This window comes from Pseudomonas brassicacearum (assembly GCF_009601685.2).
GTDB classification, from domain to species: domain Bacteria; phylum Pseudomonadota; class Gammaproteobacteria; order Pseudomonadales; family Pseudomonadaceae; genus Aquipseudomonas; species Aquipseudomonas kilonensis_B.
The window spans coordinates 5120940-5145004 of sequence record NZ_CP045701.2 but is presented as its reverse complement, the minus strand read 5'-3'; the positions used below and the strand labels follow the sequence as shown (position 1 = coordinate 5145004).

The following is a 24065-nucleotide window of genomic DNA, read 5'->3' as shown; positions in this document are numbered from 1 at the left end:
TCGCATTTTTTGAAACGAGTCAGGTCACTAAGCTTCGTCTCATTCCCTCTCGGGCCTTTGGACAACGGAGCACACCATGACCGGATTCACCCCACTCAAGCGCCTGATGCTGGCAACCGCCGCCCTGGCTTTCACGGCCCAGACCTGGGCCACCGACCTGACGCTGGACGTCTACAACCCCGGCGCGGCAGCGGTTTTCCCCGTGACTTCGGTTTTAGTCAGCGGCGAAAAAGACGCGATCCTGGTGGACGCCCAGTTTGGCAAGAGCCAGGCCGAGCAGGTGGTGGAAAAAATTCGCGCCAGCGGCAAACGATTGACCACGATCTACATCAGCCATGGCGATCCAGACTACTATTTTGGTCTGGAAACCCTTACCACCGCGTTTCCCGAGGCCAAAGTGCTGGCGTCCGCGCCGACCGTCGCGCACATCAAGCAAACCGTCGATGGCAAGCTGAAATATTGGGGGCCGATCCTGAAAGCCGATGCCCCGGCCAAAGCCATCGTGCCCCAGGTGCTCAAGGGCGACAGCCTGACCCTGGAAGGCCAGCGCTTGCAGATCGTCGGTCTCGATGGCCCGCAGCCGGACCGCAGTTTCGTGTGGATTCCATCGATCAAGGCCGTGGTTGGCGGTGTGGTGGTGGCCGAGAACATTCATGTCTGGATGGCTGACACCCAGACGCCGCAGTCCCACAAGGACTGGCTGGCGACCCTCGCCGGTATTGAAAAGCTGCAGCCGAACACCGTGATTCCGGGCCACTACCTGGGTCAAAGCGCCCGTTCCCTGGCCCCGGTGCGCTTCACTGCCGACTACATCAAGGCCTTCGATGAGGAAACCGCTCGGGCCAAGGACTCCGTCGCACTGATCGCCGCCATGAAGCAACGCTATCCGGACCTGGGTGAAGACAGTTCCCTGGAGCTCAGTGCCAAGGTGGCAAAGGGCGAGATGAAGTGGTGAAGCCCTGATTCCAGGGTATCGGATGCGCTTTTGTGGCGAGGGAGCTTGCTCCCGCTGGGCTGTGTAGGAGCTGTCGAGTGAAACGAGGCTGCGATCTTTCCCAAGACACTTGAATCCCAAGCGAAAGATCAAAAGATCGCAGCCTTCGGCAGCTCCTACAGGGCCGAGCGGGAGCAAGCTCCCTCGCCACAACGGTGTACATACCGCAAAGTTTTGTCATGTCCGTTTCGAGCACAGCTTTAATAGCCCTTATGTGTAATCACTGGAGAACACCATGAGCAAAATCGCAATCATCGGCGCCACCGGCCGCGCCGGCAGCCAATTGCTGGAAGAGGCCCTGCGCCGCGGCCACAGCGTGACCGCCATTGCCCGCCACACCGCGAAAATCGGCGAAAGGGCCGGTGTGGTCAGCAAGCAGTTGGACGTATTGGACAGCGAGGCGTTGACCGCAGCCATCACTGGCCATGACGTGGTAATCAGTGCCGCTCACTTCGCCAGCGTGCCGGCCGACAAGGTCATCGCGCCGGTGAAAGCCGCCGGGGTCAAGCGTTTGCTGGTGGTCGGCGGGGCCGGTTCGTTGCTGCTCCCGGACGGCTCTCGTGTGATCGACAGCGAAGGCTTCCCGGAGGAATACCTGGCCGAAGCCAGCGCCGGCGCATTGTTCCTGGATGTACTGCGCCAGGAGCAGGACCTGGACTGGACCTTCCTTTCGCCTTCGGCAGAGTTCGTCGAAACCGAGCGCACGGAGCAGTTCCGTCTCGGCACGGATTACCTGCTGTTCGACGATGCCGGGCGTAGCTGGATCAGCTTTGCCGACTACGCGATCGCGATGATCGATGAAGTGGAAACACCGCAGTTTTCGCGCACGCGGTTTACCGTCGGCTATTGATCCTGCACGAACGCTCTGACCTTGCCCGGCCTGCACGCACTGTCTGGCCTGCGCGAACTGTAGGAGCTGCCGAGTGCAACGAGGCTGCGATCTTTCCACTGACAATTGAGTCACGAGCGAAAGACCAAGGTCAAAAGATCGCAGCCTTCGGCAGCTCCTACGGGGGATGTGCGTCGCCGCAGCTTCAGCCGTGGATTCTTACCCAGACGCTGACCAGCATCGTCGCGGCCATCAGCCACGCCACCGCCGCCACGGCCAGGGACGCTTCCAGGCGCATGCGGTCCACCATCACATACAGCGTTGCCAGGTACACGAAGTACGGAATGATCGACCACATGCCAAACACGATGGTGGTCTTCAGGTCGTCCACCGAGCGGCCCTTGCCGACGATGTAATGGGCGATCAGGGCGAAGGTCGGGAACAACGGCACCAGCCCGGCGATGTAATAGTTCTTGGTCTTGGCCAACATCGCCAGGATCACCACTACGGCTGCACCGAGCGCCGCCTTGAAAATCAGATCCACAGGTCTACCGCTCAGTTGGTTAATGACTCAGGCCATATTTTTTGACTTTGTCGAACAGCGTGGTCTTGGCCATGCCCAGTTCCTGGCTGGCCTGGGTCAGGTTGCCACCGCTGCGTTGCAGGGCGTCCACCAGCAGGTTGCGCTCGAAGGCTTCCACGGCTTCGGCAAAGGCCAGGCCCTGGCTGCCACCGCTGGCACCGGAGCGCTTGAACGCCGGCAGGCCCAGGGCGTAGCGTTCGGCGACGTTGCGCAGTTCGCGCACGTTGCCCGGCCAGTCGTGGCTCATCAGGTTCGACAGGGTCTGGTTGTCCAGCTCCGGCACCGTGCGGTCGAAACGCAGGGACGACTGCTGAAGAAAATGCTCGAACAGCTGCAAGATGTCTTCACGCCGCTCGCGCAAGGGGGGCAGCTCCAGGGTCACCACGTTGAGGCGGTAATACAGGTCGCTACGGAACTGCCCGGACCGGCCCATTTCGTCCAGGTCGGACTTGGTGGCGGCGATCACCCGGCAATCCACGGCCACGCTCTGGTTCGAACCCAGGCGTTCGAGGGTGCGTTCCTGCAACACGCGCAGCAGCTTGATCTGCAAGGGCAGGGGCATGCTTTCCACTTCGTCGAGAAACAGTGTGCCGCCATCGGCGTGCTCGATCTTGCCGATCCGGCGTTTGCCGGCACCGGTGAAGGCATTGGCCTCGTGGCCGAAAATCTCGCTTTCGAACAGGTTCTCCGGCAGGCCGCCGCAGTTCAGTGCGACGAACTGCTTGTCGTGGCGCCGACTGAAATCATGCAGGCAGCGGGCGACCAATTCCTTGCCGGTGCCGGTTTCGCCTTCGATCAGCACGTTGGCCGAAGTGTCGGCGACGTTGGCGATCAGCGCGCGCAGGTGTTGCATGGCCGGCGAGCGGCCAATGATGCGGCCTTCCAGGGAGTCGCGTTCGGCCAGTTGCCGACGCAACGATGACACTTCCCGCGCCAGGCTGCGCTGCTCCAGGGCACGGCGGGCGACGTCCACCAGGCGTTCTGGGGAGAAGGGTTTCTCCATGAAATCATAGGCGCCTTTTTGCATGGCACCGACGGCCATGGAGATGTCGCCGTGGCCGGTGATCAGCACCACCGGCAGGCTGCGGTCCCGTGCCTTGAGGCGGGTCAGCAGCTCCAGGCCATCGATGCCCGGCAGGCGAATGTCGCTGATGACGATGCCAGCGAAATTATCGTCGACTCGATCCAGGGCCTCTTCGGCGCTGCCCACACCGATGCAGGGAATGTCTTCCAGGCTCAAGGCCTGCTGGCAGCCCAGCAGGACATGGGGGTCGTCTTCGACGATCAGTACGCTCAGGTCGTGGTTCATAGCGGCTCGGCAGGTGAAAGGCTGACCAACGGTAAATTGAGGACAAACGTGGTGCCACGCTCAAGCGGGTACTCGACACCCAGGTGCCCGCCAGCGGCGGCGGCCAGGCTCGCCGAGAGCGTCAGGCCCAGGCCCAGGCCTTGTTCGCCAGGTTTGGTGGTGAAGAACGGTTCGAACAAATGCTTGCGGGCCTCTGGATCAATGCCGTGGCCATTGTCCCGCACCCGCAGGCGGTATTTGCCATCGACCGCCTGGCCTTCGAGCCACAGTTTCGGTTCGGATTGCGTCTGCATGGCGTCCAGCGCATTGCCGATCAGGTTCACCAGGATCTGCTCCAGGCGAGTCTGGTCGATTTGCAGTTGGACGTCATCGAAACTGCTATGGATCTGGATATGCAGGTTTTCCAGGCGCCCACCCAGCAGTTGCAGCGCCGCCTCGACGGCCTTGCCCAGGCTTGCCCGGCCCTGGTCGTCCCCGCGCCGGGCGAAGGCGCGCAGGCTGGCGGTGATCCGGCCCATGCGGTCGATCAATTCGTTGATGGTCTTGAGGTTGGTGCTGGCGATGTCCAACTGGCCGCGCTCCAAGAAGCGCACGGTGTTGCCGGACAAGGTGCGCAGCGCCGCCAGCGGCTGGTTGAGTTCATGGGCGATGCTGGTGGACATCTGACCGATGGCCGCCAGTTTCCCGGCCTGCACCAGTTCGTCCTGGGCCCGGCGCAAGGTCTCTTCGGCCTGGCGCCGTTCGCGGATCTGGCCCTTGAGTCGTTCGTTGCTGGCGCGCAGGTCGGTGGTGCGTTCGGTAATCCGACGCTCGAGCTGGTTGTTGGCTTGCTGCAAGGCTTCCCGGGCGGCGAGGCGGGTGGCGATGACCTTGCGCCGTTCGTTCCAGGCGATCAACAGGAACGCCACCAGGGCGAAGGCCACGGCCACCAGGATGCCTTGGTTGATCGCCTGGCGACGCAGGTCTTCAAGTGGCGTCAGCAGGGTGAAGTTCCACGGCGTATCGCTCAAGGGGCGGGTCTGCGACAAGTAGCTGATGGCGCGCTCGTCGGACACCAGTTCGCTGTTGGCCGGGAACGTCAGCTTCTCCATGCCTTCGGCCAGGCGTTCGCGGGCCAGGGGCACCAGTTCGTTCAGTGGAAACCAGTAATACTGCAGGCTGCGGGCCAGGCGTTCCTTGGTTTCGTCACTCAGGGGCCGCACCGACTTGAGACGGCGCGCCGGGTCGCTGGACAGGATGATGATGCCGTTCTCATCACTGACGAACGCCTCCAGTCGCGCTCGCTGCCAGCGTTCCTCCATGGCTTCGAGGCGCACCTTGACCACGGCGACGCCGATGATCTTGCCTTGTTGTTCCAGGCCATGGGCCAGGTAGTAGCCGGGTTCGCCATTGGTGCTGCCGATGCCGTAGAAACGCCCCGGCTGGCCGCGTACGGCGCTCTGGAAATAGGCACGGAAGGACAGGTCCTCACCCAGGTAACTGTCGACGTCGCGCCAGTTGCTGGTGGCCATCACCCGGCCGGTGGTGTCCATCACGTAGATGGCTCGGCTGCGGCTGCGGCGGTTCAGGCCTTCGAGGTATTCATTGACGACCCTGCGATGCTCGGGCGTCGGGTCGTCGAGCAGTTGCGAGACGCTGGATTCAAGCTCCAGCAGGCTGGGCAGGTAGGTGTACTTGCTGATCTCGCTTTCGACCGCACGGGCGTGCAGCTCCAACTGGCGCTCGCCATTCTCGGCGAGGCCGCGAACGCCGTAGTGCTCGCTGATCCAGAAGCCGAGATAACCCAGGCCGATCATCAGGGCGATGATCAGTGGCGGCAGGAACAGATGACGGATCAGGCGGGGTTTCACGGCGAGTGATGGCGGCGCGGCGCGATAAAGGGTGGGGTCGCATTTCATCACAGAAGCCTTGGGTCAACCACAACACAAATCGACAAGCCAACACTTCTCCCTTGTGGGAGCGAGCTTGCTCGCGATGACTGCTGATCACTCGACAATGATGTAACTGGCAGTCCGCTATCGCGAGCAAGCTCGCTCCCACAGTGGGGAGCGGTGTTGTTTAGTGCTGCAGGATTTTCTCAAGGAAATGCTGCGCGCGTTCGGAGCGGGCGCTGATGTCGCCGAAGAACTCTTCTTTCTTGCAGTCTTCGATGATCTGGCCCTGGTCCATGAAGATCACCCGGTTCGCCACTTTGCGGGCGAAGCCCATTTCGTGGGTCACGCACATCATGGTCATGCCTTCGTGGGCCAGTTGCACCATCACGTCGAGCACTTCGTTGACCATTTCCGGGTCAAGGGCCGAGGTCGGTTCGTCGAACAGCATCACCACCGGGTCCATCGCCAGGGCACGGGCAATCGCCACGCGCTGCTGCTGGCCGCCGGAGAGCTGGCCCGGGTGCTTGTGGGCGTGGGCCGAGAGGCCGACCCGCTCAAGCAGTTGCAGGCCTTTTTTGGTTGCCTCTTCCTTGCTGCGGCCCAGTACCTTGATCTGCGCGATGGTCAGGTTCTCGGTGATGGTCAGGTGCGGGAACAGTTCGAAATGCTGGAACACCATGCCCACGCGCGAACGCAGTTTCGGCAGGTTGGTCTTCGGGTCGGCGATGGACGTGCCATCGACCACGATGTCGCCTTTCTGGAACGGTTCCAGGGCGTTCACGCACTTGATCAGCGTGGACTTGCCCGAACCGGACGGCCCGCACACCACCACCACCTCACCCTTGCTGACCTCGGTGCTGCAATTGGTCAGTACCTGGAAGTCCCCATACCACTTGTTGATGTTCTTGATAGAGATCATACGGCGAACCTTTTTTGCAGACGCTTGACCAGCAGCGAGGCGGCAAAGCTGATTGTGAAGTACACGAGACCTGCGATGATCAGGAACTCATTGGAGCGGCCGATGATGTCGCCATTGGCCCGCGAAGCATTGAGGAAGTCCACCAGGCCGACCGTGTAGACCAGCGAGGTGTCCTGAAACAGGATGATGCTTTGTTGCAGCAGCAGCGGGGTCATCTTGCGGAATGCCTGGGGCAGGATGATCAGGCGCATGACCTGGCCATAATTCATCCCCAGCGCCTGGGCGGCACCCATCTGGCCCTTGGGGATCGACTGCACGCCAGCCCGCACGATCTCGCAGAAGTACGCCGCCTCGAACATCATGAACGCCACGACGCAGGAGCCGAACGCACCGATCGGCGTGTCCTCGCCGGTGATCCAGCGCAGCACGAACGGCACCGCCAGGTAGAACCAGGTGATCACCAGCAGCAACGGGATCGAGCGGAAATAGTTGACGTAGGCGCCAGCGATATTGGAGACCAGCTTGTTGTGGGACAGGCGCATCAGCGCCAGGATCGTCCCCAGGATGATCCCGCCGACGACACCCATGGCCATCAGCTTGAGGGTCATCACCATGCCGTTCCACAAGCCGGGAATGGCCGGGATGATGCCAGTGAAGTCGAATTCCATTATTTACCCCCCACGGAGATCAGGCCGGGCACCGCGACTTTCTTCTCGATCATGCGCATGAGCAGCATCAGGCTCATGTTCAAGGTGAAATAGATCAGCGTCGCCAGGGTAAAGGCTTCGAACAGGTTGGCGGAGAACTCGGCGGTCTGCTTGGTCTGCGCGAGCAGTTCCATCAGGCCGATCAGCGAGGCCACGGAGGAGTTCTTGAAGACGTTGAGGAATTCCGAGGTAAGCGGCGGAATGATGATCCGGTAGGCCTGGGGCAGCAGCACGTTCCAGTAGATCTGCGGCAGCTTGAAGCCCATGGCACGGGCGGCGGATTCCTGGCCGCGCGGCAGCGCCTGGATACCCGTGCGCACCTGTTCACAGACCCGGGCGGCGGTAAACAGCCCCAGGCACACGACGACGCTCAGGTAAGCGGAGGTGGTCGGGTTCAGGTCCTGCTTGTACCACTCCTGCAGATCGGCGGGCAGCAGGTCCGGCACCAGGAAGTACCAGATGAACAGCTGGACCAGCAACGGCACGTTACGGAAAAGCTCCACGTAGCAGGTGGCGATGCCCGACACCAGCCGGTTAGGCACGGTGCGCATCACACCCAGAATCGAGCCCAGCAGCAGGGCAATGATCCAGGCGACGACGGCGATGGCGATGGTCCAGCCCAGGCCGGCCACGTACCAGTCGAGATAAATCTCGCTGCCGATGCCGGTGGACTTGAAGAACACGCCCCAGTCCCAGTTGTAATTCATTAGGGTCTCCCCTCAGATCGATCGATGTACAAATGCCCGCCTGGGGAAACTCCGTTCCCGCCCGGCTTGAAGGCCAGGCACACGCGATCGGCTCGACAGCCACCGGTTCGAGTGTTTCCAGATTTGCCAGCAGGGAGTGACCATCCCCTGAAAGGGCCGGGCCCCTTCAGGAGATAAGGTTAGTCAGAAATCAGGATTTCTTGTCGTCAGCCGCTTTGTCGGTCGGCTTGGCGATCAGTGCCTTGAGTTCGTCGCTCATCGGGAAGTTCAGGTTCAGGCCTTTTGGCGGGATGGGTTGCATGAACCATTTTTCGTAGATCTTGTTGATCTCGCCCGACGCGTAGGTGGCCTTGATGGCGTCATCGACAGCCTTTTTGAACGGCTCGTCGCCCTTGCGCATCATGCAGCCATAGATTTCGTAGGACTGTGGGGTACCGGTCACGGCCCAGTCATCGGCCTTCTTGGCCTTGGCGGCTTCGCCAGCCAGCAGGGCGTCGTCCATCATGAAGGCGACGGCACGACCTGATTCCAGCATCTGGAAGGATTCGCCGTGGTCCTTGGCGGAGATGACATTCATGCCCATCTGCTTGTCGGCGTTCATGGACTTGAGGATGCGCTCGGACGTGGTGCCGGCGGTGGTCACGACGTTCTTGCCCTTGAGGTCGTCGAAATCCTTGTACTTGGAATCTTTCTTGGACAGCAGCCGGGTGCCGATCTCGAAAATGCCAACGGAGAAGTCAACCTGCTGCTGACGCTCGACGTTGTTAGTGGTGGAGCCGCATTCCAGGTCCACGGTGCCGTTCTGTACCAGCGGGATACGGGTTTGCGAAGTGACCAGGTTGTATTTGACTTGCAGGTTCGGCAGGTCCAGGTCTTTCTTGATCGCTTCGACGACTTTCATCTGGATGTCGTGAGAGTAGCCGACTGGCTTGCCGGAAGCGTCCGCGATGTAGGAAAACGGAATGGAAGCGTCGCGATGCCCAAGCGTGATAACGCCGGACTCTTTGATCTTTTTCAGTGTGCCGGTCAGTTCGGCCGCGAAAACCGGAGTGCTGATCAGAGCCGCAGCAATGGCTGCGCCCAGGAGATGGGGAACGATGCGCATCTATATTTCCTCGACATTGTTTTTTTTATTTCGGCCGGTTCGTCGGCCCTGAGTACTTCGAAGTGCCTGGCAGCTCCTGTTGTGTTGGCTACAGACATTCGTCTCCAGGAGTGTAGAGCAGGAGTCGTGCCAAGCCAGTTGAAGTCGTATAACAGACTGATTTAAAAGGTAATTAATGTTCTGTTTCAGGTTTTATGAGACCCGTTTTATCCGGTTGACCGAACTGACTGGTGGGTCTTGTTCGGAAAACCGAATGCCTTGAGCCTGCCTTGATCCATTGTGGGAGCGAGCTCGCTCGCGATAGCGGTGGGGCAGTCACATAGATGTTGAATGTGCTGGCCTCATCGCGAGCAAGCTTGCTCCCACAGGGGTATCGGTAGAGTCCAGAATGCAAAAAAGCCCCTGAATCGCAGGATTCAGGGGCTTTGGGTTTAGCGGGCTATTATTCAGGCCGCTTCGATCTTGCGGCGGTTGTGCTCGACCTTGTCCAGGTACTGCTGCAGCTTCTCCTGCTCGAGCGCGGTGGTGAACAAGCCCAGCTTGCTGCGGCGCCAGAGGATGTCCTGGGCATCGACGGCCCACTCGTCGCTGCACAGGTAGTCGACTTCGCGGGTATAGAGACCGGCGCCGATGTGCTCGCCCAGGTCGCCCAGGTTGTGTACACCTTCGAGCATGCGCCAGGTACGGCTGCCGTAGGTGGTGGCCCAGCGACGGGCGATATCGGTTGGCAGCCAGTCGAACTTGTCGCGGATCGCCGAGCACAGCGCTTGCGGGGTGGTCATGTTTTCGCCGCCGGGGAGGGCCTCTACGGCGGTCCAGCTCGGACGCATCTGGGTGAAATACGGGGCCAGTTGCGCCATCGCCGATTCGGCCAGTTTGCGGTAGGTGGTCAGCTTGCCGCCGAACACCGACAGCAATGGCGCTTCTTCACCGCTACCCGACAGCGCCAGGGTGTAGTCGCGGGTCACGGCCGATGGGTTGTCGGATTCGTCGTTGCACAGCGGACGCACACCGGAATAGCTGTGCAGGATATCGTCGCGGCTGATCTGCTTCTTGAAGTGGGCGTTGACCACCTTCAACAGGTAATCGGTTTCGCCTTCGGTGATCGCCACTTTGGCCGGGTCGCCGGTGTATTCACGGTCAGTCGTGCCGATCAGGGTGAACTGGTTCAGGTAGGGAATGGTGAACACGATGCGCTGGTCTTCGTTTTGCAGAATGTGCGCATGTTCGCCGTCGTAGAGTTTCGGCACGATCAGGTGGCTGCCCTGGATCAGGCGGATGCCGTAGGGCGATTCCAGCTTCAGGTCATCGCGAATGAACTTGGCGACCCACGGGCCGGCGGCGTTGACCAGTGCCTTGGCGCGGATCGAAAACAGGCTGCCGTCGGCACGTTCCAGATGCAAGTGCCACAGGCCTTTGCTGCGACGGGCGTTCACACAACGCGTGCGGGTGTGGATATGCGCGCCTTTTTCCCGGGCGGCCATGGCGTTGAGCACCACCAGTCGCGCATCGTCGACCCAGCAGTCGGAATATTCGAAACCTTTGGTGATCTCGCTTTTCAATGCGCTGTCGGCACCGAACTTCAGGCTTTTGGAGCCGGCAAGCTGTTCACGTTTACCCAGGTGATCGTAGAGGAACAGGCCGGCGCGGATCATCCAGGCCGGGCGCAGATGCGGGCGGTGAGGCAGCACGAAGCGCATTTGCTTGACGATGTGCGGGGCCTTGGTCAGCAGCACTTCGCGCTCGGCCAGCGCTTCGCGCACCAGGCGGAATTCGTAATGTTCGAGGTAGCGCAGGCCACCGTGGATCAGCTTGCTGCTGGCCGACGATGTGTGGCTGGCCAGGTCGTCCTTTTCACAAAGGAACACCGAAAGACCGCGACCGGCAGCGTCCGCGGCAATACCCACGCCGTTGATACCGCCACCAATGACGGCGACGTCGTAAACCTCGGCGAGAGGGGGCGTAGGCAAGGTAGAAGTGGGCATCGGCTGGCCTCGGGCTCTTTTCGTAATATTTGAAATCGAACATAAATGTTCATTTGCGAAAATACTAGCCCATAAAGACGGCAACAGCCAGTCAACTTCGATTGAAAATACTGATCAAGGGAAGCTGAAAGGAAAATTTTCGAACATGGAAGGGCGGGAGAAGGTGTCAGGGCGCGCTTTTGTGGCGAGAGGGTTTTGTGGGAGCAAAGCTTGCTCGCGAAACAGGCGTCTCGTTCTATGGAGAAACCGTGTTGCCTTCATCGCGGGCAAGCCATGCTCCCACAGCAGCCTTGCCACAAGGTATTGAGGCGGTCGTCAGACCACCTCCAGCCGAATCTTGTGCTGGCTCAGCAATTGCGCCAGGGCCGGCACCGGTTGTTGGTCGGTTACCAGGCAGTCGATCAGGCTGATCGGGCCCAGGCGGACCATGGCATTGCGCCCGAATTTGCTGGAGTCCGCCGCCAATAGCACTTGCCGGGCGTTGGCGATGATGGCTTGGGAAACCCGTACTTCCTGGTAGTCGAAGTCCAGCAGGCTGCCGTCTTCATCGATCCCGCTGATGCCCACCAGGGCGAAGTCGACCTTGAACTGGTTGATGAAGTCGACGCTGGCCTGACCCACCACGCCGCCGTCACGCCGTACATTGCCGCCGGCGATCAAAACTTCGAAGTCGTCCTTGGCGCTGAGGATCGAAGCCACGTGCAGGTTATTGGTGATGACCTTCAGATGGTTGTGATTGAGCAGCGCCCGGGCGATGGATTCGGTGGTGGTGCCGATGTTGATGAACAGCGAGGCGTGATCGGGGATCTGGGCGGCGATGGCTTCGGCGATGCGTTGCTTCTCGTCGCGCATCTGATCGGCGCGCATGGCGTAGGCGGTGTTTTCCACGCTTGAGTCGTAGGCGGCGCCGCCATGGTAGCGACGCAGCAGGTTCACTTCCGCCAGTTGGTTGATATCCCGGCGAATGGTTTGCGGGGTGACGACGAATAGCTGCGCCATTTCCTCGATGCTGACATAGCCGCGTTCGCGGACCAGTTCGAGGATTTGTTGCTGGCGGGGAGGCAGATTCATGGGGCTTCCTTTGGGCTGCCGTACAAAATTTGCCCATGATGCCGCAGGAATCCACTCCCGACCAGTTTCAGAACCTTATCAGGCTTTATTCAGCGTCTTCATGGGGTTCCCAGTCACGGGTGCGGCTGACCGCCTTCTGCCAGCCGGCGTAGAGTTTTTCCTTTGCCTGTTCGTCCAGCTGCGGTTCGAATTCGCGCTCGATCACTGCTTTGCCGCGCAGTTCTTCCAGGCTGCCCCAGAAGCCGCACGCCAGGCCCGCCAGGTACGCAGCACCCAGGGCGGTGGTTTCGCGCATTTTCGGGCGTTCGACCCGGGTACCCAGGATGTCCGCCTGGAACTGCATCAGGAAATTGTTCGCCACCGCACCACCGTCAACGCGCAGGGCCTTGAGGCGTTCCCCCGAGTCCTGCTGCATGGCGTCGAGTACGTCGCGGGTCTGGTAGGCAATCGACTCCAGCGCCGCGCGAATGATGTGATCGACGCGTACGCCGCGGGTCAGGCCAAACAGCGCGCCACGGGCATAGGGGTCCCAATACGGCGCGCCCAGGCCGGTGAAGGCGGGCACCAGGTACACACCGTTGCTGTCCTTGACCTTGTTGGCAAAGTATTCGGTATCCAGCGCGTCGTTGATGATCTTCAGTTCATCGCGCAGCCACTGGACCGTGGAGCCGCCATTGAAGACCGCGCCTTCCAGGGCGTAGGCCACTTCGCCGCGCGGGCCGCAGGCGATGGTGGTAAGCATGCCGTGATTGGATTTGACGGCCTTGTTACCGGTGTTCATCAGCAGGAAACAGCCGGTGCCGTAGGTGTTTTTCGCCTGGCCCGGCTCCACGCACATCTGGCCGAAAAGGGCCGCCTGCTGGTCGCCGGCAATGCCGCCGATGGCGATACCGCTCTTGGTGCGGCCATAGATCTCCGAAGAGGACTTCACTTCCGGAAGCATTTCGCGGGGGATGTCGAGGATCTCGAGCATCTTCGCGTCCCATTCGAGCGAGTGAATGTTGAAGAGCATGGTGCGCGAGGCGTTGGTGTAGTCGGTGACGTGGACCTTGCCGCCGGTGAATTTCCAGATCAGCCAGCTGTCGACGGTGCCGAACAGCAGTTCACCGTTTCGCGCACGTTCGCGGCTGCCTTCGACGTTGTCCAGGATCCACTTGAGCTTGGTGCCGGAGAAATACGGATCGGTAACCAGGCCGGTGGTTTCGCTGATGTATTGCTCGTGGCCATCGCGCTTGAGTTGCTGGCAGATTTCGGTGCTGCGCCGGCATTGCCAGACGATGGCGTTGTAGATCGGGCGGCCGGTGGTCTTGTCCCAGACCACGGTGGTTTCACGCTGGTTGGTGATGCCGATGGCGGCTACCTGGTCATGGTGCAGGCCAGCCTGGGCGAGGGCTTCGACCATGACCGCGCTCTGGGTGGCGAAGATTTCCATCGGGTCGTGTTCGACCCAGCCAGCCTGTGGGTAATGCTGGGCGAATTCGCGCTGGGCGGTGCAGACCACGTTGGCGTCACGGTCGAAGATGATCGCACGCGAGCTGGTCGTACCCTGGTCGAGGGCAATGATGTAGTTCTTGTTCTGTATGTCGGTCATGTCGATTGCCTCGGGTCTTTCTATAAAAGGGAGACTAAATAAAGGAAGAAGCCACGGCGCAGACTGGAATGGCAGGAGTCTGCGTCGACTGTTTCAGGATGTTCTGGGCTTGCCGTCAATGGCCGGTTCTGCATCCTTTGTAGCAGTTATGGCGCTGGGCAGGTGGCGGGCAATCAAGCCGCGATAGGCCGCAGCACCCAGGCACGCACCCACAATCGGCGCAAAAATCGGCACCAGGAAGTACGGGATGTCGCGTCCACCCGTGAGGGAAATTTCACCCCAGCCGGCGAAGAAAGTCATCAGTTTAGGACCGAAGTCTCGCGCCGGGTTCATCGCAAAACCCGTCAGGGGCCCCATGGAACTGCCGATCACCGCAATCAACAGGCCGATCAGCAATGGTGCCAGTGGGCCACGGGGCAAGCCATTGTTGTCATCGGTCAGGGACATGATCACGCCCATCAGGATGGCCGTGATGATCATCTCCACAAGGAAGGCTTGGCCGGTGGACAGCGCTGCGTGCGGGTAGGTGGAAAACACCGAGGCCAGTTCGAGGCTCGCTTCGGTGCCTCGAATCATGTGCCGGGACTGTTCGAAATCGAAGAATAGATTGCTGTAGAGCGTGTAGACCAAGAGGGCACCGCAGAAAGCACCGGCCACCTGGGAAACTATATAGAGAGGCAGTTTGCGCCTTTCGAAGTCGGTGAAAATGCACAGGGCAATGCTGACGGCGGGGTTGAGATGGGCACCGGAAATGCCTGCGCTCAGATAGATCGCCATGCTGACGCCGACGCCCCAGATGAGGCTGATTTCCCACAAGCCGAAACTGGCGCCCGCGACCTTGAGCGCTGCGACGCAACCGGTGCCGAAAAAAATCAGTAGGGCAGTGCCCAGGAATTCGGCCAGGCATTGGCTGGACAGGGACGGCTGTTGTAAAGCAGTTGTCATTCAAACCTCGGTTTTTTGTTGTTTTGCTGCGCTTTCGATAAAGCTCGATTGCGCGATCTTCACCGAGGCAGGATCCCCATCCTGATCTCGGGTTGCTGCTTGAGACATGTGATATGACTTTCAGTTTCGAAAAAATATAGACAAGAAACGCTGATGTCAAAGGTCGAAAGTGAACCGTCGGTCACATTTCAACTATTCGTGGCGTGAATGACTCCTCTGCTGGCGACGCATCACCGGTACTCGCGGGGCCGTCCCAAGCCTTTTCGCTGGCGATGGCTTAGAATTCGGCCACTCTTTTTTTGATTTCCTTGTCAGGAGCAGTCATGACACCCGCGTTGGATCTGCTTAAGAAAGTGCGCGCCGAACATCGCATCCACAGTTACGAACACGATCCCAAGGCCGCGTCCTACGGTTTGGAAGCGGCGGAAAAGCTCGGGCTGGATCCGGCGCAGGTGTTCAAGACCTTGTTGGCGGCGAGTGAAAAAGGTGAACTGTTGGTGGCGGTGGTGCCCGTGGCCGGGAGCCTGGACTTGAAAGGCCTGGCCCATGCCGCCGGGGTGAAAAAGGTCGAGATGGCCGACCCAGCTGCCGCGCAGCGTTCGACCGGTTATTTACTTGGCGGGATCAGCCCGCTGGGGCAGAAGAAGCGCCTGCGCACTTTTATCGACAGTTCCGCACAGCCGCTCGCCAGTATGTTTGTCAGTGCCGGACGGCGCGGGTTGGAAGTCGAGTTGGCGCCTTCGGTTTTGAAGGAGCATACCGGGGCGGCGTTTGCTGACATTGGGCGTGCTTGAATAAAAACGGATGGCGGTTGCGCAGCCAGGCGGGAGCGAGCGCCCTCGTCACAAGGGTGTGAAGGGTTAAGCCTGGAGTCAGATTTTGATCCCGCGCTGTAGGGTGAAAATTCTGCTGATCTGTCTCTGGATAAGCCGTGCCGCTGCACCGCATGCTGGCGCATCAAAAAAAGGAGAAGAGCCATGCAGCTTGCGTTTCATCAGGTCGATGCGTTCAGTGATCGGCCGTTTGGCGGTAACCCGGCAATGGTCTATCGACTCGACGGCTGGCTTGCCGATGACTTGATGCAGAAGATCGCCGCCGAACATAACCTGGCTGAAACTGCGTTTCTGGTGCGTGAAGGCCAGCATTGGCATATCCGCTGGTTCACGCCCACCACCGAAGTCCCGCTTTGCGGGCACGCCACGTTGGCCAGCGCTTATGTACTGTTCGAGGTCTATCACGAAACGGTCGAACGACTGGATTTTATCTGCAAGTCCGGTTCGTTGAGCGTTACGCGTGAGGGTGATCGGCTGTGGCTGGATTTTCCGGCCATCGTACCTGCCGAGTTGGGTGCATCCCTGGCCGTCCAGAGTGCCTTGGGTGTCGAAGCTGTGGATGTGCTGAGCTCCAACGAACTGTTCGTGGTGCTGGAATCGGAGCAAGCGGTGCTCGATTGCAAGCCGGACATGGCGGCCCTGGCGAAACTGCCTTGGCCGGGCGCTATCGTGACCGCACCCGGGAGCAAGCATGATTTTGTCTCGCGTTATTTTGCTCCGGCGATCGGCATCAACGAAGACCCGGTGACCGGCTCGACCCACTGCAGCCTGATTCCCTATTGGTCCAAGCGCTTGGGCAAGCACGGCCTGACGGCTTATCAATGCTCGGCCCGGGGCGGGGCGTTGTTCTGCCGGTTGGAGGGTGAGCGGGTGAAGATCGGCGGGAATGCGAGGTTGGTGGCCAGTGGGACGTTGTCCTTGGGCTGATAGCATTTTTCTTGGCGAGGGGATTTATCCTCGCTGGTTTACGCCCTGTAGGAGCTGGCGAAGCCTGCGATCTTTTGATCTTTTGATCTTTTGATCTTTCGCTTGAGATTCAAGTGTATTGGGAAAGATCGCAGCCTCGTTGCACTCGACAGCTCCTACACAGCTCCTACACAGCTCCTACACAGCTCCTACGCGGTGCTATAGCGCCGCACACCGCTGTCCACTGGCGGGATGTGCGCCGCGGTGCTGCCCGAGGCCTGGAACAGCACCAGGTGTTCAGCCGCCACGCGGATGCCGACACTGTCGCCGAGCTGATGGTCGGCGTGGCTGGGGAAGATCGATTCCAATTGCGCGCCTGTGGGCAATTGCAGGCGATACAAGGTTGAAGCGCCCAGGAAGGTCTTGCCGACAATGATGGCGGTGAGCGGGCTGTCCGGTGCATAGACGATATCGTCTGGGCGCAGCAACACGTCCACCGCACCGCCGATGGGCCAGGTGTAGGCCCGGTTACCGCGCAGGGTGCCCAACTCGGTTTGCACCGACTCCGGGCTGTCGAGCCGGCCGCGAATGAAGTAGCCCTGGCCAATGAAGCTGGCGACGAATGGCGTCAGCGGTTCGTGATACAGGTTGTAGGGCGTGTCCCACTGTTCCAGTCGGCCTTCCTTGAATACCCCGACGTGGTCACTCACGGCGAAGGCTTCTTCCTGGTCGTGTGTGACCAGGATCGCGCTGGTGCCGCGGGCCTTGAGAATATCCCGCACTTCATGGCTGAGCTTGCGTCGCAGCTCGCCATCGAGGTTGGAGAACGGCTCATCGAGCAACAGCAGCTGTGGTTCTGGCGCCAGTGCGCGGGCCAGGGCCACGCGCTGTTGTTGGCCGCCGGACAGTTCATGGGGAAAGCGTTTGCCCAGGTGCTTGAGGTTGACCAGTTCCAGCAGCTCTTCGACGACGCGATCCTTGTCTGGATGCTTGCGAATGCCAAAGGCGATGTTCTCGGCCACGCTCAGGTGGGGAAACAGGGCATAGTCCTGGAACACCATGCCGATACGGCGTTTTTCCGGGGCGAGGGTGAAGCCGGGGCGGGAGATGGTTACACCAGCCAGTTGGATTTCACCCTCGTGCACCGGTTCGAAGCCGGCGATGGCGCGCAACGTGGTGGTCTTGCCGCACCCGGACGAACCGAGCAGGCAACCGATATCGCCGGCATTAAGGTGCAGGTTGAGGTTCTGCACGACCCGCTGGTTTTGGTAGCCGCAGGCCAGGTCATGCAAATTCAGCAGCAGCGAATGGCTCATGCGTGGTGATACGCCGGCTCGACAAGGAACTCGAGCAGTGCCTTTTGCGCGTGAAGGCGATTTTCTGCCTGGTCCCAGGCCACCGAGCGCGGGTCGTCCAGCAAGTCGAAGCTGATCTCCTCGCCACGGTGGGCCGGCAGGCAGTGCATGAACAGCACGTCGGCATCCGCCAGGTCGAGCAAGGCCCGGTTGACCTGCAGCGGCGCGAACAGCTTGAGGCGCTTGGCGGTTTCTTCTTCCTGGCCCATGGAGGTCCAGACGTCGGTGCTCACCAGGTGCGCACCGGCCACGGCCTGTTTCGGATCACGCACGATGGTCACCCGCTCCCCGGCCTTGGCGAGCAGCTCGGCATTGGGGTCATAACCTTCAGGACAAGCAATGCGCAGCTGGAAGTCGAATTGCATCGCGGCTTCTATATAGCTGTTGCACATGTTGTTGCCGTCGCCGATCCAGGCCACGGTCTTGCCCTGGATCGAGCCGCGGTGTTCGAGGAAGGTCTGCATGTCGGCCAGCAACTGGCAGGGGTGCAGGTCATCGGACAGGCCATTGATGACGGGTACGCGGGAATGGGCCGCGAACTCGGTCAGGGTGCTGTGGGCAAAGGTACGGATCATTACTGCGTCGAGCATGCTCGACATGACGATGGCGCAATCGCTGACCGGTTCGCCACGGCCCAGTTGGGTGTCGCGGGGCGACAGGAAGATCGCCTGGCCGCCCAGTTGGATCATGCCGGCTTCGAAAGAGATGCGGGTGCGGGTCGATGACTTCTCGAAGATCATCCCCAGCACGCGGTTTTTCAAGGGCTCGAACAGTACGCCGCGGTTACGCAGGTCCTTGAGCTCCACGCCTCGACGGATCACGCCGAGCAACTCATCGGGCGTGAAATCCATCAGGGAGAGAAAGTGCCTTGCGCTCATGATTGACTACCTTTTTGTAACTGACCGCAGATGCTCAAAGCCTTGTTTATTCAAAAAACGGGCGAGACCTGCGGCAAAAGCCGCACGGGGCGACGAAATAGGGGAAGGCGCGATCTTATAATTAAATGTCGCGTCTTACCAATAGGGCTACGGTTTTTGGGGATTTCAGCGAGGCCATCACGCGAATGCGATGGCATATTTGTGGCCGGTTTCCTGACAGCAGCAACCCATTTGTACACTGGCGCAGCTTGGCTTGGCAATCAAGCGCGGCGGGTGCGCCATGGATGAGGGGCGGTTTATGCCGTGGCACCCCATCCTTTCGCTTGTCTGCTGTGGTTGTGAAACATTTCCTAATGCAAAGGCCTGGGTTATAAATGAGCCACAGCGGCACAGGAGCCCGAAATGGATTCGAAAGAGCAACAATTGATGGAATTGCTGGGGCTGACTGCACGCTCGCTGACGCACCTGACGGCTTCGGTGACTTCCATGTCATTCGAATTGCTGCGCAGCGATGACGAGGTGACCAAGGCCGCGGGCCGCCGGATGATTGATCGCATGGCCACTATCAGCAGCGGCCTCGACGAGCATTGGCGGCTGATTGGCGAGCTCACGGGGGTGCCCATTGCCCAGGAGCAGGTGGAAACCGTCGAAGAAATCCAGATGCTGGCGCCGCCTCCCGACCAGCCTTGATGCCCTGTCATCGGTGGGCCTGATGCCCGGCGATTCACAGGACGAACGTCGCTGGCGCTGCCGGGAATCACGCGCCATAGTTTTGTTCCCGCGGCCGAAAGTGCCCGCCACGAATAAAACAGAGACTGGCCATGACCAAGACTCTCCACCACCGTGCGTGCCATTTGTGTGAAGCCATCTGCGGCTTGACCCTCGAAACCACCGAAACCGACGGCCAGGGCCTGGCGATCACCTCGATCAAGGGCGATGCGCTGGACACCTTCAGCCGGGGTCACATCTGCCCCAAGGCGGTGGCCCTGCAAGATATCCAGAACGATCCGGATCGCCTGCGCCAGCCCATGCAGCGCATCGGCAATGAATGGCACCCCATTGCCTGGGACGATGCCTTCGCATTGGTGGCCGAGCGCCTGGCGGATATCCAGGCGCGTCACGGCCAGAACGCGGTGGCGGTCTACCAGGGCAACCCCAGCGTGCATAACTATGGGCTGATGACCCACAGCAACTATTTCCTGGGCCTGTTGAAAACCCGCAGCCGTTTCTCGGCGACCTCGGTGGACCAACTGCCCCATCACCTGACCAGCTACCTGATGTACGGTCACGGCCTGCTGCTGCCGATCCCGGACATCGACCACACCGACTTCATGCTGATCCTGGGCGGCAACCCGCTGGCTTCCAACGGCAGCATCATGACCGTGCCGGACGTGGAGAAGCGCCTCAAGGCGATCCAGGCCCGTGGCGGCAAAGTGGTGGTGGTCGATCCGCGTCGCAGCGAAACGGCGGCGATTGCCAACCAGCATGTCTTTGTACGCCCCGGCGGCGATGCTGCGTTGCTGTTTGGTTTGCTCAATACATTGTTCAGCGAAGGCCTGGCCCGTGGCAGCCACCTGCCCGTGGACGGCCTGGACGAGGTGCGCGAGGCCGTCGCCACTTTCACGGCTGAAGCCATGAGCCCGCTCTGTGCGGTGCCGGCAGCGCAGATCCGGCAATTGGCCCGGGACTTCGCCGCCGCGCCGTCAGCGGTGTGCTACGGGCGGATGGGGGTGTCGACCCAGGCGTTTGGCACGCTGTGCCATTGGCTGATCCAGGTGATCAACCTGGTCACCGGCAATCTTGATCGAGTGGGCGGGGCGCTGTGCACCGAGCCGGCGGTGGACCTGGTCGCCACCACCTCGGGCGGGCATTTCAATCGCTGGCAGAGCCGTGTGTCCGGGCGTCCTGAATATGCGGGGGAGTTGCCAGTGTCGGCCCTGGCCGAGGAAATGCTCACCGAGGGCGAAGGCCAGATTCGTGCGCTGGTCACCGTGGCTGGCAACCCGGTGCTGTCCACACCCAACGGGCGACAATTGGAGCAGGCCCTGGACGGGCTGGAGTTCATGGTCAGCATCGATTTGTACATCAACGAAACCACGCGTTACGCCGACCTGATCCTGCCTTCGACCTCGGCCCTGGAAAACGATCATTACGACACCACGTTCAACCTGTTCGCGGTGCGCAACGTGACCCGTTTCAACCGGGCGATCCTGCCCAAGCCCGAGGGCGCGCTGCACGACTGGGAAATTTTCGTCGGCCTGGCCAAGGCTTTTGCCGCCCGGACCGGCAAGGAACTCAAGCCGACCATGCCACCGGCGCAGATGATCGATTTCGGCCTGCGCAGTGGGGCATATGGCGACGCCTCGCCGCACAAGCTGTCCCTGGCCACCCTGTTCGATCATCCCCATGGCGTCGACCTCGGCGCACTCAAGCCCAACCTGGCTGCGCGCCTGAAAACCGAAAACCAACGTGTGCAGGCCGCGCCGGCGGTGATTCTTGCCGACCTTGCGCGCTTTGCCGCGTTGCAGGCGCCAAAACCGGATGAGTTGCTGATGATTGGCCGTCGCCATGTGCGCAGCAACAACTCCTGGATGCATAACTTCCATCGACTGGTGAAGGGCAAGCCGCGTCATCAGTTGCTGATGCACCCGGATGACCTCGCCAGTCGCGGCCTTGTCGACGGGCAACGGGTGACCGTCAGTTCGCGGGTCGGCGTCATCGAAGTCGAGGTGCTGGGCAGCCTGGACATGATGAAAGGCGTGGTCAGCCTGCCCCACGGCTGGGGCCATGCCCGGCCGGGCGTGCAGATGACCATTGCCAGCGGACAGCCGGGCTCCAGCGCCAACGACCTGACCGATGATTGTCAGCTCGATGAGTTGTCCGGCAACGCGGCGCTTAACGGCGTACCGGTGAAGGTGGCGGCTGCGTAAAATTGTCTCTGGAGCACGTTCGGCTTTCCGTTACAATGCGTCACCGTGTCGACAACTTAAGTCGCAAAAGTTTTAAGCCGAGGTGCTCCATGGATATCATCGAAACGATTAAAGACCAGATTGCCAACAACACCATCCTGCTTTACATGAAAGGCTCGCCGAACGCGCCACAGTGCGGTTTCTCGGCCAAGGCTGCTCAGGCGGTAATGGCGTGTGGCGAGAAGTTTGCCTACGTGGACATCCTGCAGAACCCGGAAATCCGCGCCAACCTGCCCAAGTACGCCAACTGGCCAACCTTCCCACAGCTGTGGGTGGGTGGTGAGCTGATCGGTGGTAGCGACATCATGACCGAGATGGCCGCTGATGGCTCCCTGCAGACCACGATCAAGGCAGCGGTGGAAGCAGCTGCGGCGAACAAGACCGAAGCCTGATTTATGGACGTTTTCGGCGTGGCCTGAATTCAGGCAATAAAAAGCCCCGCCTCTCGAAAGAGGGCGGGGCTTTTTAGTGGCGTGCTTTCGGGGAAGCTTACTCTTCACCCATCTGCGATTGCAGGTAGTTCTCAAGACCGACTTTGTCGATCAGGCCCAATTGGGTTTCCAGCCAATCGATGTGCTCTTCCTCTGACTCGAGAATATCTTCCAGCAGTTCGCGGCTACCGAAGTCGCCAACGCTTTCGCAATGGGCGATAGCGGCCTTCAGGTCGGCGTGGCCGGTGCGCTCGATACGCAGGTCGCACTCAAGCATCTCGCGGGTGTGTTCGCCGATTTGCAGCTTGCCCAGGTCCTGGACGTTTGGCAGGCCTTCAAGAAACAGGATGCGCTTGATCAGCTTGTCCGCGTGCTTCATCTCGTCGATGGACTCGTGGTACTCGTGCTTGCCCAGCTTGTTCAGGCCCCAATCCTCGTACATGCGCGCATGCAGGAAGTATTGATTGATCGCGACCAGCTCATTGCCGAGGATCTTGTTGAGATGCTGGATGACTGTGTTGTCGCCTTTCATGATCAGACCTGCCCTGTAATAGCTGTATATAGGGCAGAGTTTGAGCCGCGCATTTACGAGTGTCAAACCTAAGTTATTGAATAATAAATGAAAATTAATCGGAATAAGAATGTTTGTGTTCCGCGTCTGAACGCTAAGCATTTGATTTACAGGCATAAAAAAACCGGACACTGGGTCCGGTTCCTTGAAATGCTGTTCATCACGCCGCGGTAAATTCTACCGGGTAGGGGATCGAGGCCTGTGCCGTTTGCACTTTGGCGAGGGTTTCACGAACCACTTCCTTGGCCAGGCAGGCACATTTGCCGCATTGGCTGGCTACGCCGGTGGCCTGGCGGACTTCGCGATAGCTGCAGCAACCTTCGTAGATTGCTTCGCGGATTTGCCCGTCGGTGACGCCAGTGCAGAGGCATACATACATAAGTAAGAACCGTCGCTGGTTGTGACTCAATTGAGATGGATCTTAATGTTAACGAGAATGATTGTCAAAGTGGTTTCTCGGGGTTTTGCGCTAGAGTGTTGCCAGGCTGACGGACGGTTCATCCAGGACGACTGAGGCAGCATGAAACGGGGCGGCAATTTTTCGGTGCCACCGAAAAACCGTTGAAGACAGTCCAAATGCGCGGTGTATGATGATCGGCCCTTGCAAGCGGGTTCGTGTCACAGGGCTGTCGCCTGAGGGTGACAGGCTGGCCCGGACCTTGTTTTCACGCTATTACATCAGGAGATACCCAATGAGCGTACTCGTAGGCAAACAAGCCCCAGACTTCACCGTTCCAGCCGTCCTCGGCAACGGCGAAATCGTCGACAGCTTCACCCTGTCCTCGGCCATCAAAGGCAAATACGGCCTGGTGTTCTTCTATCCGCTGGACTTCACCTTCGTCTGCCCGTCCGAGCTGATCGCACTGGATCACCGCATGGATGATTTCAAGGCGCGCAACGTCGAAGTGGTCGCTGTTTCGATCGACTCGCACTTCACCCACAACGCCTGGCGCAACACCCCGATCAACAATGGCGGTATCGGTCAGGTGAAATACACCATGGCTGCCGACATGAAGCACGAAATCGCCAAGGCCTATGACGTAGAGTCCGAAGGCGGCGTGGCTTTCCGTGGCGCGTTCCTGATCGACGACAAAGGTGTTGTCCGTTCGCAGATCATCAACGACCTGCCACTGGGCCGTAACATGGAAGAACTGATCCGTCTGGTCGACGCGCTGCAATTCCACGAAGAGCACGGCGAAGTTTGCCCGGCCAACTGGAAAAAAGGCGACAAGGGCATGACCGCTTCGCCTGAAGGCGTTGCTGCTTACCTGGGCGAGCACAGCGACAAGCTGTAAGCGCACCCCAGGCATAAAAAACCGGCCCATGATGGGCCGGTTTTTTTATGGGGGTTTCAAACCTGTCGGCTGAAACACGGGACCTTATGGCGAGGGAATTTATCTGTGGGAGCAAGGCTTGCCCGCGATGGCAGCGATGCGGTCTTCCAAAAAACCAGTCGCCTGCATCGCGAGCAAGCTTTGCTCCCACAGAGTGTCACCGACAGAC

At 60.1% G+C, this 24065-nt stretch carries 23 protein-coding genes; 8 read left to right on the top strand and 15 right to left on the bottom strand.

Translation table 11 applies throughout. The features are described 5' to 3' along the window. Positions 1 to 76 precede the first annotated feature (76 nt). Together GFU70_RS22215 and GFU70_RS22210 are read left to right on the top strand one after the other, a co-directional pair. Positions 77 to 955, top strand: coding sequence for an MBL fold metallo-hydrolase (locus GFU70_RS22215; protein WP_058542594.1), 879 nt, complete (start codon positions 77 to 79; stop codon positions 953 to 955). A 274-nt stretch (positions 956 to 1229) separates the two neighbouring features. Continuing rightward, positions 1230 to 1844 carry an NAD(P)-dependent oxidoreductase gene (locus GFU70_RS22210; protein ID WP_058546104.1) on the top strand — a complete coding sequence of 205 codons (615 nt, stop codon included), beginning with the start codon at positions 1230 to 1232 and terminating at the stop codon, positions 1842 to 1844. Positions 1845 to 2028: 184 nt separating this feature from the next. On the opposite strand, the gene GFU70_RS22205 is transcribed toward GFU70_RS22210, so the two are convergent. From GFU70_RS22205 to GFU70_RS22155, 11 genes are all read right to left on the bottom strand, one after another. After that, entirely contained in the window at positions 2029 to 2358 is a 330-nt protein-coding gene (locus tag GFU70_RS22205; RefSeq protein WP_165826069.1) for a GlpM family protein, read from the bottom strand. Positions 2359 to 2386: 28 nt separating this feature from the next. Then, positions 2387 to 3715, bottom strand: coding sequence for a sigma-54-dependent transcriptional regulator (locus tag GFU70_RS22200; protein ID WP_153388817.1), 1329 nt, complete (start codon positions 3713 to 3715; stop codon positions 2387 to 2389). Then, positions 3712 to 5613: a sensor histidine kinase gene (locus GFU70_RS22195; protein WP_116641435.1), complete on the bottom strand. Its 1902-nt coding sequence runs from the start codon at positions 5611 to 5613 to the stop codon at positions 3712 to 3714. The genes GFU70_RS22200 and GFU70_RS22195 overlap by 4 nt, the downstream gene beginning before the upstream one ends. A gap of 160 nt (positions 5614 to 5773) precedes the next feature. Further along, entirely contained in the window at positions 5774 to 6508 is a 735-nt protein-coding gene (locus tag GFU70_RS22190) for an amino acid ABC transporter ATP-binding protein (RefSeq protein ID WP_003204983.1), read from the bottom strand. Beyond that, positions 6505 to 7176, bottom strand: a complete 672-nt coding sequence (locus tag GFU70_RS22185; RefSeq protein ID WP_058542198.1) for an amino acid ABC transporter permease — start codon at positions 7174 to 7176, stop codon at positions 6505 to 6507. The genes GFU70_RS22190 and GFU70_RS22185 overlap by 4 nt, the downstream gene beginning before the upstream one ends. Beyond that, entirely contained in the window at positions 7176 to 7922 is a 747-nt protein-coding gene (locus GFU70_RS22180; RefSeq protein WP_058542199.1) for an amino acid ABC transporter permease, read from the bottom strand. Before GFU70_RS22180 ends, GFU70_RS22185 begins: the two co-directional genes overlap by 1 nt. Before the next feature lie 190 nt (positions 7923 to 8112). Next, positions 8113 to 9027 (bottom strand): glutamate/aspartate ABC transporter substrate-binding protein, encoded by a 915-nt coding sequence (locus GFU70_RS22175; protein WP_058542200.1) that lies wholly within the window; start codon positions 9025 to 9027, stop codon positions 8113 to 8115. 446 nt (positions 9028 to 9473) lie between these two features. After that, positions 9474 to 11012 carry a glycerol-3-phosphate dehydrogenase gene (gene glpD, locus GFU70_RS22170; protein ID WP_058542201.1) on the bottom strand — a complete coding sequence of 513 codons (1539 nt, stop codon included), beginning with the start codon at positions 11010 to 11012 and terminating at the stop codon, positions 9474 to 9476. A 315-nt stretch (positions 11013 to 11327) separates the two neighbouring features. Then, a complete protein-coding gene (locus GFU70_RS22165; protein WP_003204973.1) occupies positions 11328 to 12083 on the bottom strand; it encodes a DeoR/GlpR family transcriptional regulator in 756 nt (251 codons plus the stop codon). 85 nt (positions 12084 to 12168) lie between these two features. After that, on the bottom strand, positions 12169 to 13674 hold the full coding sequence (gene glpK / locus GFU70_RS22160) for a glycerol kinase GlpK (RefSeq protein ID WP_116641436.1): 1506 nt from the start codon (positions 13672 to 13674) through the stop codon (positions 12169 to 12171). Positions 13675 to 13767: 93 nt separating this feature from the next. Further along, entirely contained in the window at positions 13768 to 14619 is an 852-nt protein-coding gene (locus GFU70_RS22155) for an MIP/aquaporin family protein (protein ID WP_058542203.1), read from the bottom strand. A 323-nt stretch (positions 14620 to 14942) separates the two neighbouring features. Between GFU70_RS22155 and ybaK the strand changes: the two genes are divergently transcribed. Together ybaK and GFU70_RS22145 are read left to right on the top strand one after the other, a co-directional pair. Further along, positions 14943 to 15413 (top strand): Cys-tRNA(Pro) deacylase, encoded by a 471-nt coding sequence (gene ybaK / locus GFU70_RS22150; RefSeq protein ID WP_053124560.1) that lies wholly within the window; start codon positions 14943 to 14945, stop codon positions 15411 to 15413. 183 nt (positions 15414 to 15596) lie between these two features. Then, the gene (locus GFU70_RS22145; protein WP_058542204.1) at positions 15597 to 16379 is read left to right on the top strand and encodes a PhzF family phenazine biosynthesis protein; all 783 of its coding nucleotides are present in this window, start codon (positions 15597 to 15599) and stop codon (positions 16377 to 16379) included. Between the two features lie 188 nt (positions 16380 to 16567). On the opposite strand, the gene GFU70_RS22140 is transcribed toward GFU70_RS22145, so the two are convergent. Continuing rightward, on the bottom strand, positions 16568 to 17674 hold the full coding sequence (locus GFU70_RS22140) for an ABC transporter ATP-binding protein (protein WP_153388816.1): 1107 nt from the start codon (positions 17672 to 17674) through the stop codon (positions 16568 to 16570). Next, positions 17671 to 18591, bottom strand: coding sequence for an ornithine carbamoyltransferase (gene argF / locus GFU70_RS22135; protein ID WP_058542206.1), 921 nt, complete (start codon positions 18589 to 18591; stop codon positions 17671 to 17673). The genes GFU70_RS22140 and argF overlap by 4 nt, the downstream gene beginning before the upstream one ends. A gap of 402 nt (positions 18592 to 18993) precedes the next feature. On the opposite strand from argF, the gene GFU70_RS22130 reads away from it, so the two are divergent. The 3 genes from GFU70_RS22130 (at position 18994) to grxD (ending at position 21952) form a co-directional block, all read left to right on the top strand. After that, a complete protein-coding gene (locus tag GFU70_RS22130; protein ID WP_003204960.1) occupies positions 18994 to 19281 on the top strand; it encodes a hypothetical protein in 288 nt (95 codons plus the stop codon). A gap of 131 nt (positions 19282 to 19412) precedes the next feature. Continuing rightward, on the top strand, positions 19413 to 21521 hold the full coding sequence (locus tag GFU70_RS22125) for a molybdopterin oxidoreductase family protein (RefSeq protein WP_058542207.1): 2109 nt from the start codon (positions 19413 to 19415) through the stop codon (positions 21519 to 21521). 89 nt (positions 21522 to 21610) lie between these two features. Continuing rightward, complete coding sequence (gene grxD / locus GFU70_RS22120; protein ID WP_058542208.1) at positions 21611 to 21952, top strand: Grx4 family monothiol glutaredoxin; 342 nt, start codon at positions 21611 to 21613, stop codon at positions 21950 to 21952. Between the two features lie 97 nt (positions 21953 to 22049). On the opposite strand, the gene bfr is transcribed toward grxD, so the two are convergent. Next, positions 22050 to 22523: a bacterioferritin gene (gene bfr / locus GFU70_RS22115; RefSeq protein ID WP_153388815.1), complete on the bottom strand. Its 474-nt coding sequence runs from the start codon at positions 22521 to 22523 to the stop codon at positions 22050 to 22052. A gap of 199 nt (positions 22524 to 22722) precedes the next feature. Further along, entirely contained in the window at positions 22723 to 22941 is a 219-nt protein-coding gene (locus GFU70_RS22110; protein WP_003178704.1) for a bacterioferritin-associated ferredoxin, read from the bottom strand. Positions 22942 to 23254: 313 nt separating this feature from the next. Between GFU70_RS22110 and GFU70_RS22105 the strand changes: the two genes are divergently transcribed. Next, positions 23255 to 23857 carry a peroxiredoxin gene (locus GFU70_RS22105; RefSeq protein ID WP_003204949.1) on the top strand — a complete coding sequence of 201 codons (603 nt, stop codon included), beginning with the start codon at positions 23255 to 23257 and terminating at the stop codon, positions 23855 to 23857. Positions 23858 to 24065: the final 208 nt, after the last annotated feature.

What these genes read in the sequence shown, in the direction of transcription:
- GFU70_RS22200 (WP_153388817.1), bottom strand. Translation starts at nt 3,715, where the DNA reads ATGAACCACGACCTGAGCGTACTGATCGTCGAAGACGACCCCCATGTC.
- glpK (WP_116641436.1), bottom strand. Translation starts at nt 13,674, where the DNA reads ATGACCGACATACAGAACAAGAACTACATCATTGCCCTCGACCAGGGT.
- GFU70_RS22210 (WP_058546104.1), top strand. Translation starts at nt 1,230, where the DNA reads ATGAGCAAAATCGCAATCATCGGCGCCACCGGCCGCGCCGGCAGCCAA.
- GFU70_RS22125 (WP_058542207.1), top strand. Translation starts at nt 19,413, where the DNA reads ATGACCAAGACTCTCCACCACCGTGCGTGCCATTTGTGTGAAGCCATC.
- GFU70_RS22105 (WP_003204949.1), top strand. Translation starts at nt 23,255, where the DNA reads ATGAGCGTACTCGTAGGCAAACAAGCCCCAGACTTCACCGTTCCAGCC.
- argF (WP_058542206.1), bottom strand. Translation starts at nt 18,591, where the DNA reads ATGAGCGCAAGGCACTTTCTCTCCCTGATGGATTTCACGCCCGATGAG.
- GFU70_RS22130 (WP_003204960.1), top strand. Translation starts at nt 18,994, where the DNA reads ATGGATTCGAAAGAGCAACAATTGATGGAATTGCTGGGGCTGACTGCA.
- GFU70_RS22190 (WP_003204983.1), bottom strand. Translation starts at nt 6,508, where the DNA reads ATGATCTCTATCAAGAACATCAACAAGTGGTATGGGGACTTCCAGGTA.
- GFU70_RS22110 (WP_003178704.1), bottom strand. Translation starts at nt 22,941, where the DNA reads ATGTATGTATGCCTCTGCACTGGCGTCACCGACGGGCAAATCCGCGAA.
- GFU70_RS22185 (WP_058542198.1), bottom strand. Translation starts at nt 7,176, where the DNA reads ATGGAATTCGACTTCACTGGCATCATCCCGGCCATTCCCGGCTTGTGG.
- GFU70_RS22140 (WP_153388816.1), bottom strand. Translation starts at nt 17,674, where the DNA reads ATGAGCCATTCGCTGCTGCTGAATTTGCATGACCTGGCCTGCGGCTAC.
- GFU70_RS22145 (WP_058542204.1), top strand. Translation starts at nt 15,597, where the DNA reads ATGCAGCTTGCGTTTCATCAGGTCGATGCGTTCAGTGATCGGCCGTTT.
- GFU70_RS22215 (WP_058542594.1), top strand. Translation starts at nt 77, where the DNA reads ATGACCGGATTCACCCCACTCAAGCGCCTGATGCTGGCAACCGCCGCC.
- GFU70_RS22195 (WP_116641435.1), bottom strand. Translation starts at nt 5,613, where the DNA reads ATGAAATGCGACCCCACCCTTTATCGCGCCGCGCCGCCATCACTCGCC.
- bfr (WP_153388815.1), bottom strand. Translation starts at nt 22,523, where the DNA reads ATGAAAGGCGACAACACAGTCATCCAGCATCTCAACAAGATCCTCGGC.
- grxD (WP_058542208.1), top strand. Translation starts at nt 21,611, where the DNA reads ATGGATATCATCGAAACGATTAAAGACCAGATTGCCAACAACACCATC.
- glpD (WP_058542201.1), bottom strand. Translation starts at nt 11,012, where the DNA reads ATGCCCACTTCTACCTTGCCTACGCCCCCTCTCGCCGAGGTTTACGAC.
- GFU70_RS22175 (WP_058542200.1), bottom strand. Translation starts at nt 9,027, where the DNA reads ATGCGCATCGTTCCCCATCTCCTGGGCGCAGCCATTGCTGCGGCTCTG.
- GFU70_RS22165 (WP_003204973.1), bottom strand. Translation starts at nt 12,083, where the DNA reads ATGAATCTGCCTCCCCGCCAGCAACAAATCCTCGAACTGGTCCGCGAA.
- GFU70_RS22180 (WP_058542199.1), bottom strand. Translation starts at nt 7,922, where the DNA reads ATGAATTACAACTGGGACTGGGGCGTGTTCTTCAAGTCCACCGGCATC.
- ybaK (WP_053124560.1), top strand. Translation starts at nt 14,943, where the DNA reads ATGACACCCGCGTTGGATCTGCTTAAGAAAGTGCGCGCCGAACATCGC.
- GFU70_RS22155 (WP_058542203.1), bottom strand. Translation starts at nt 14,619, where the DNA reads ATGACAACTGCTTTACAACAGCCGTCCCTGTCCAGCCAATGCCTGGCC.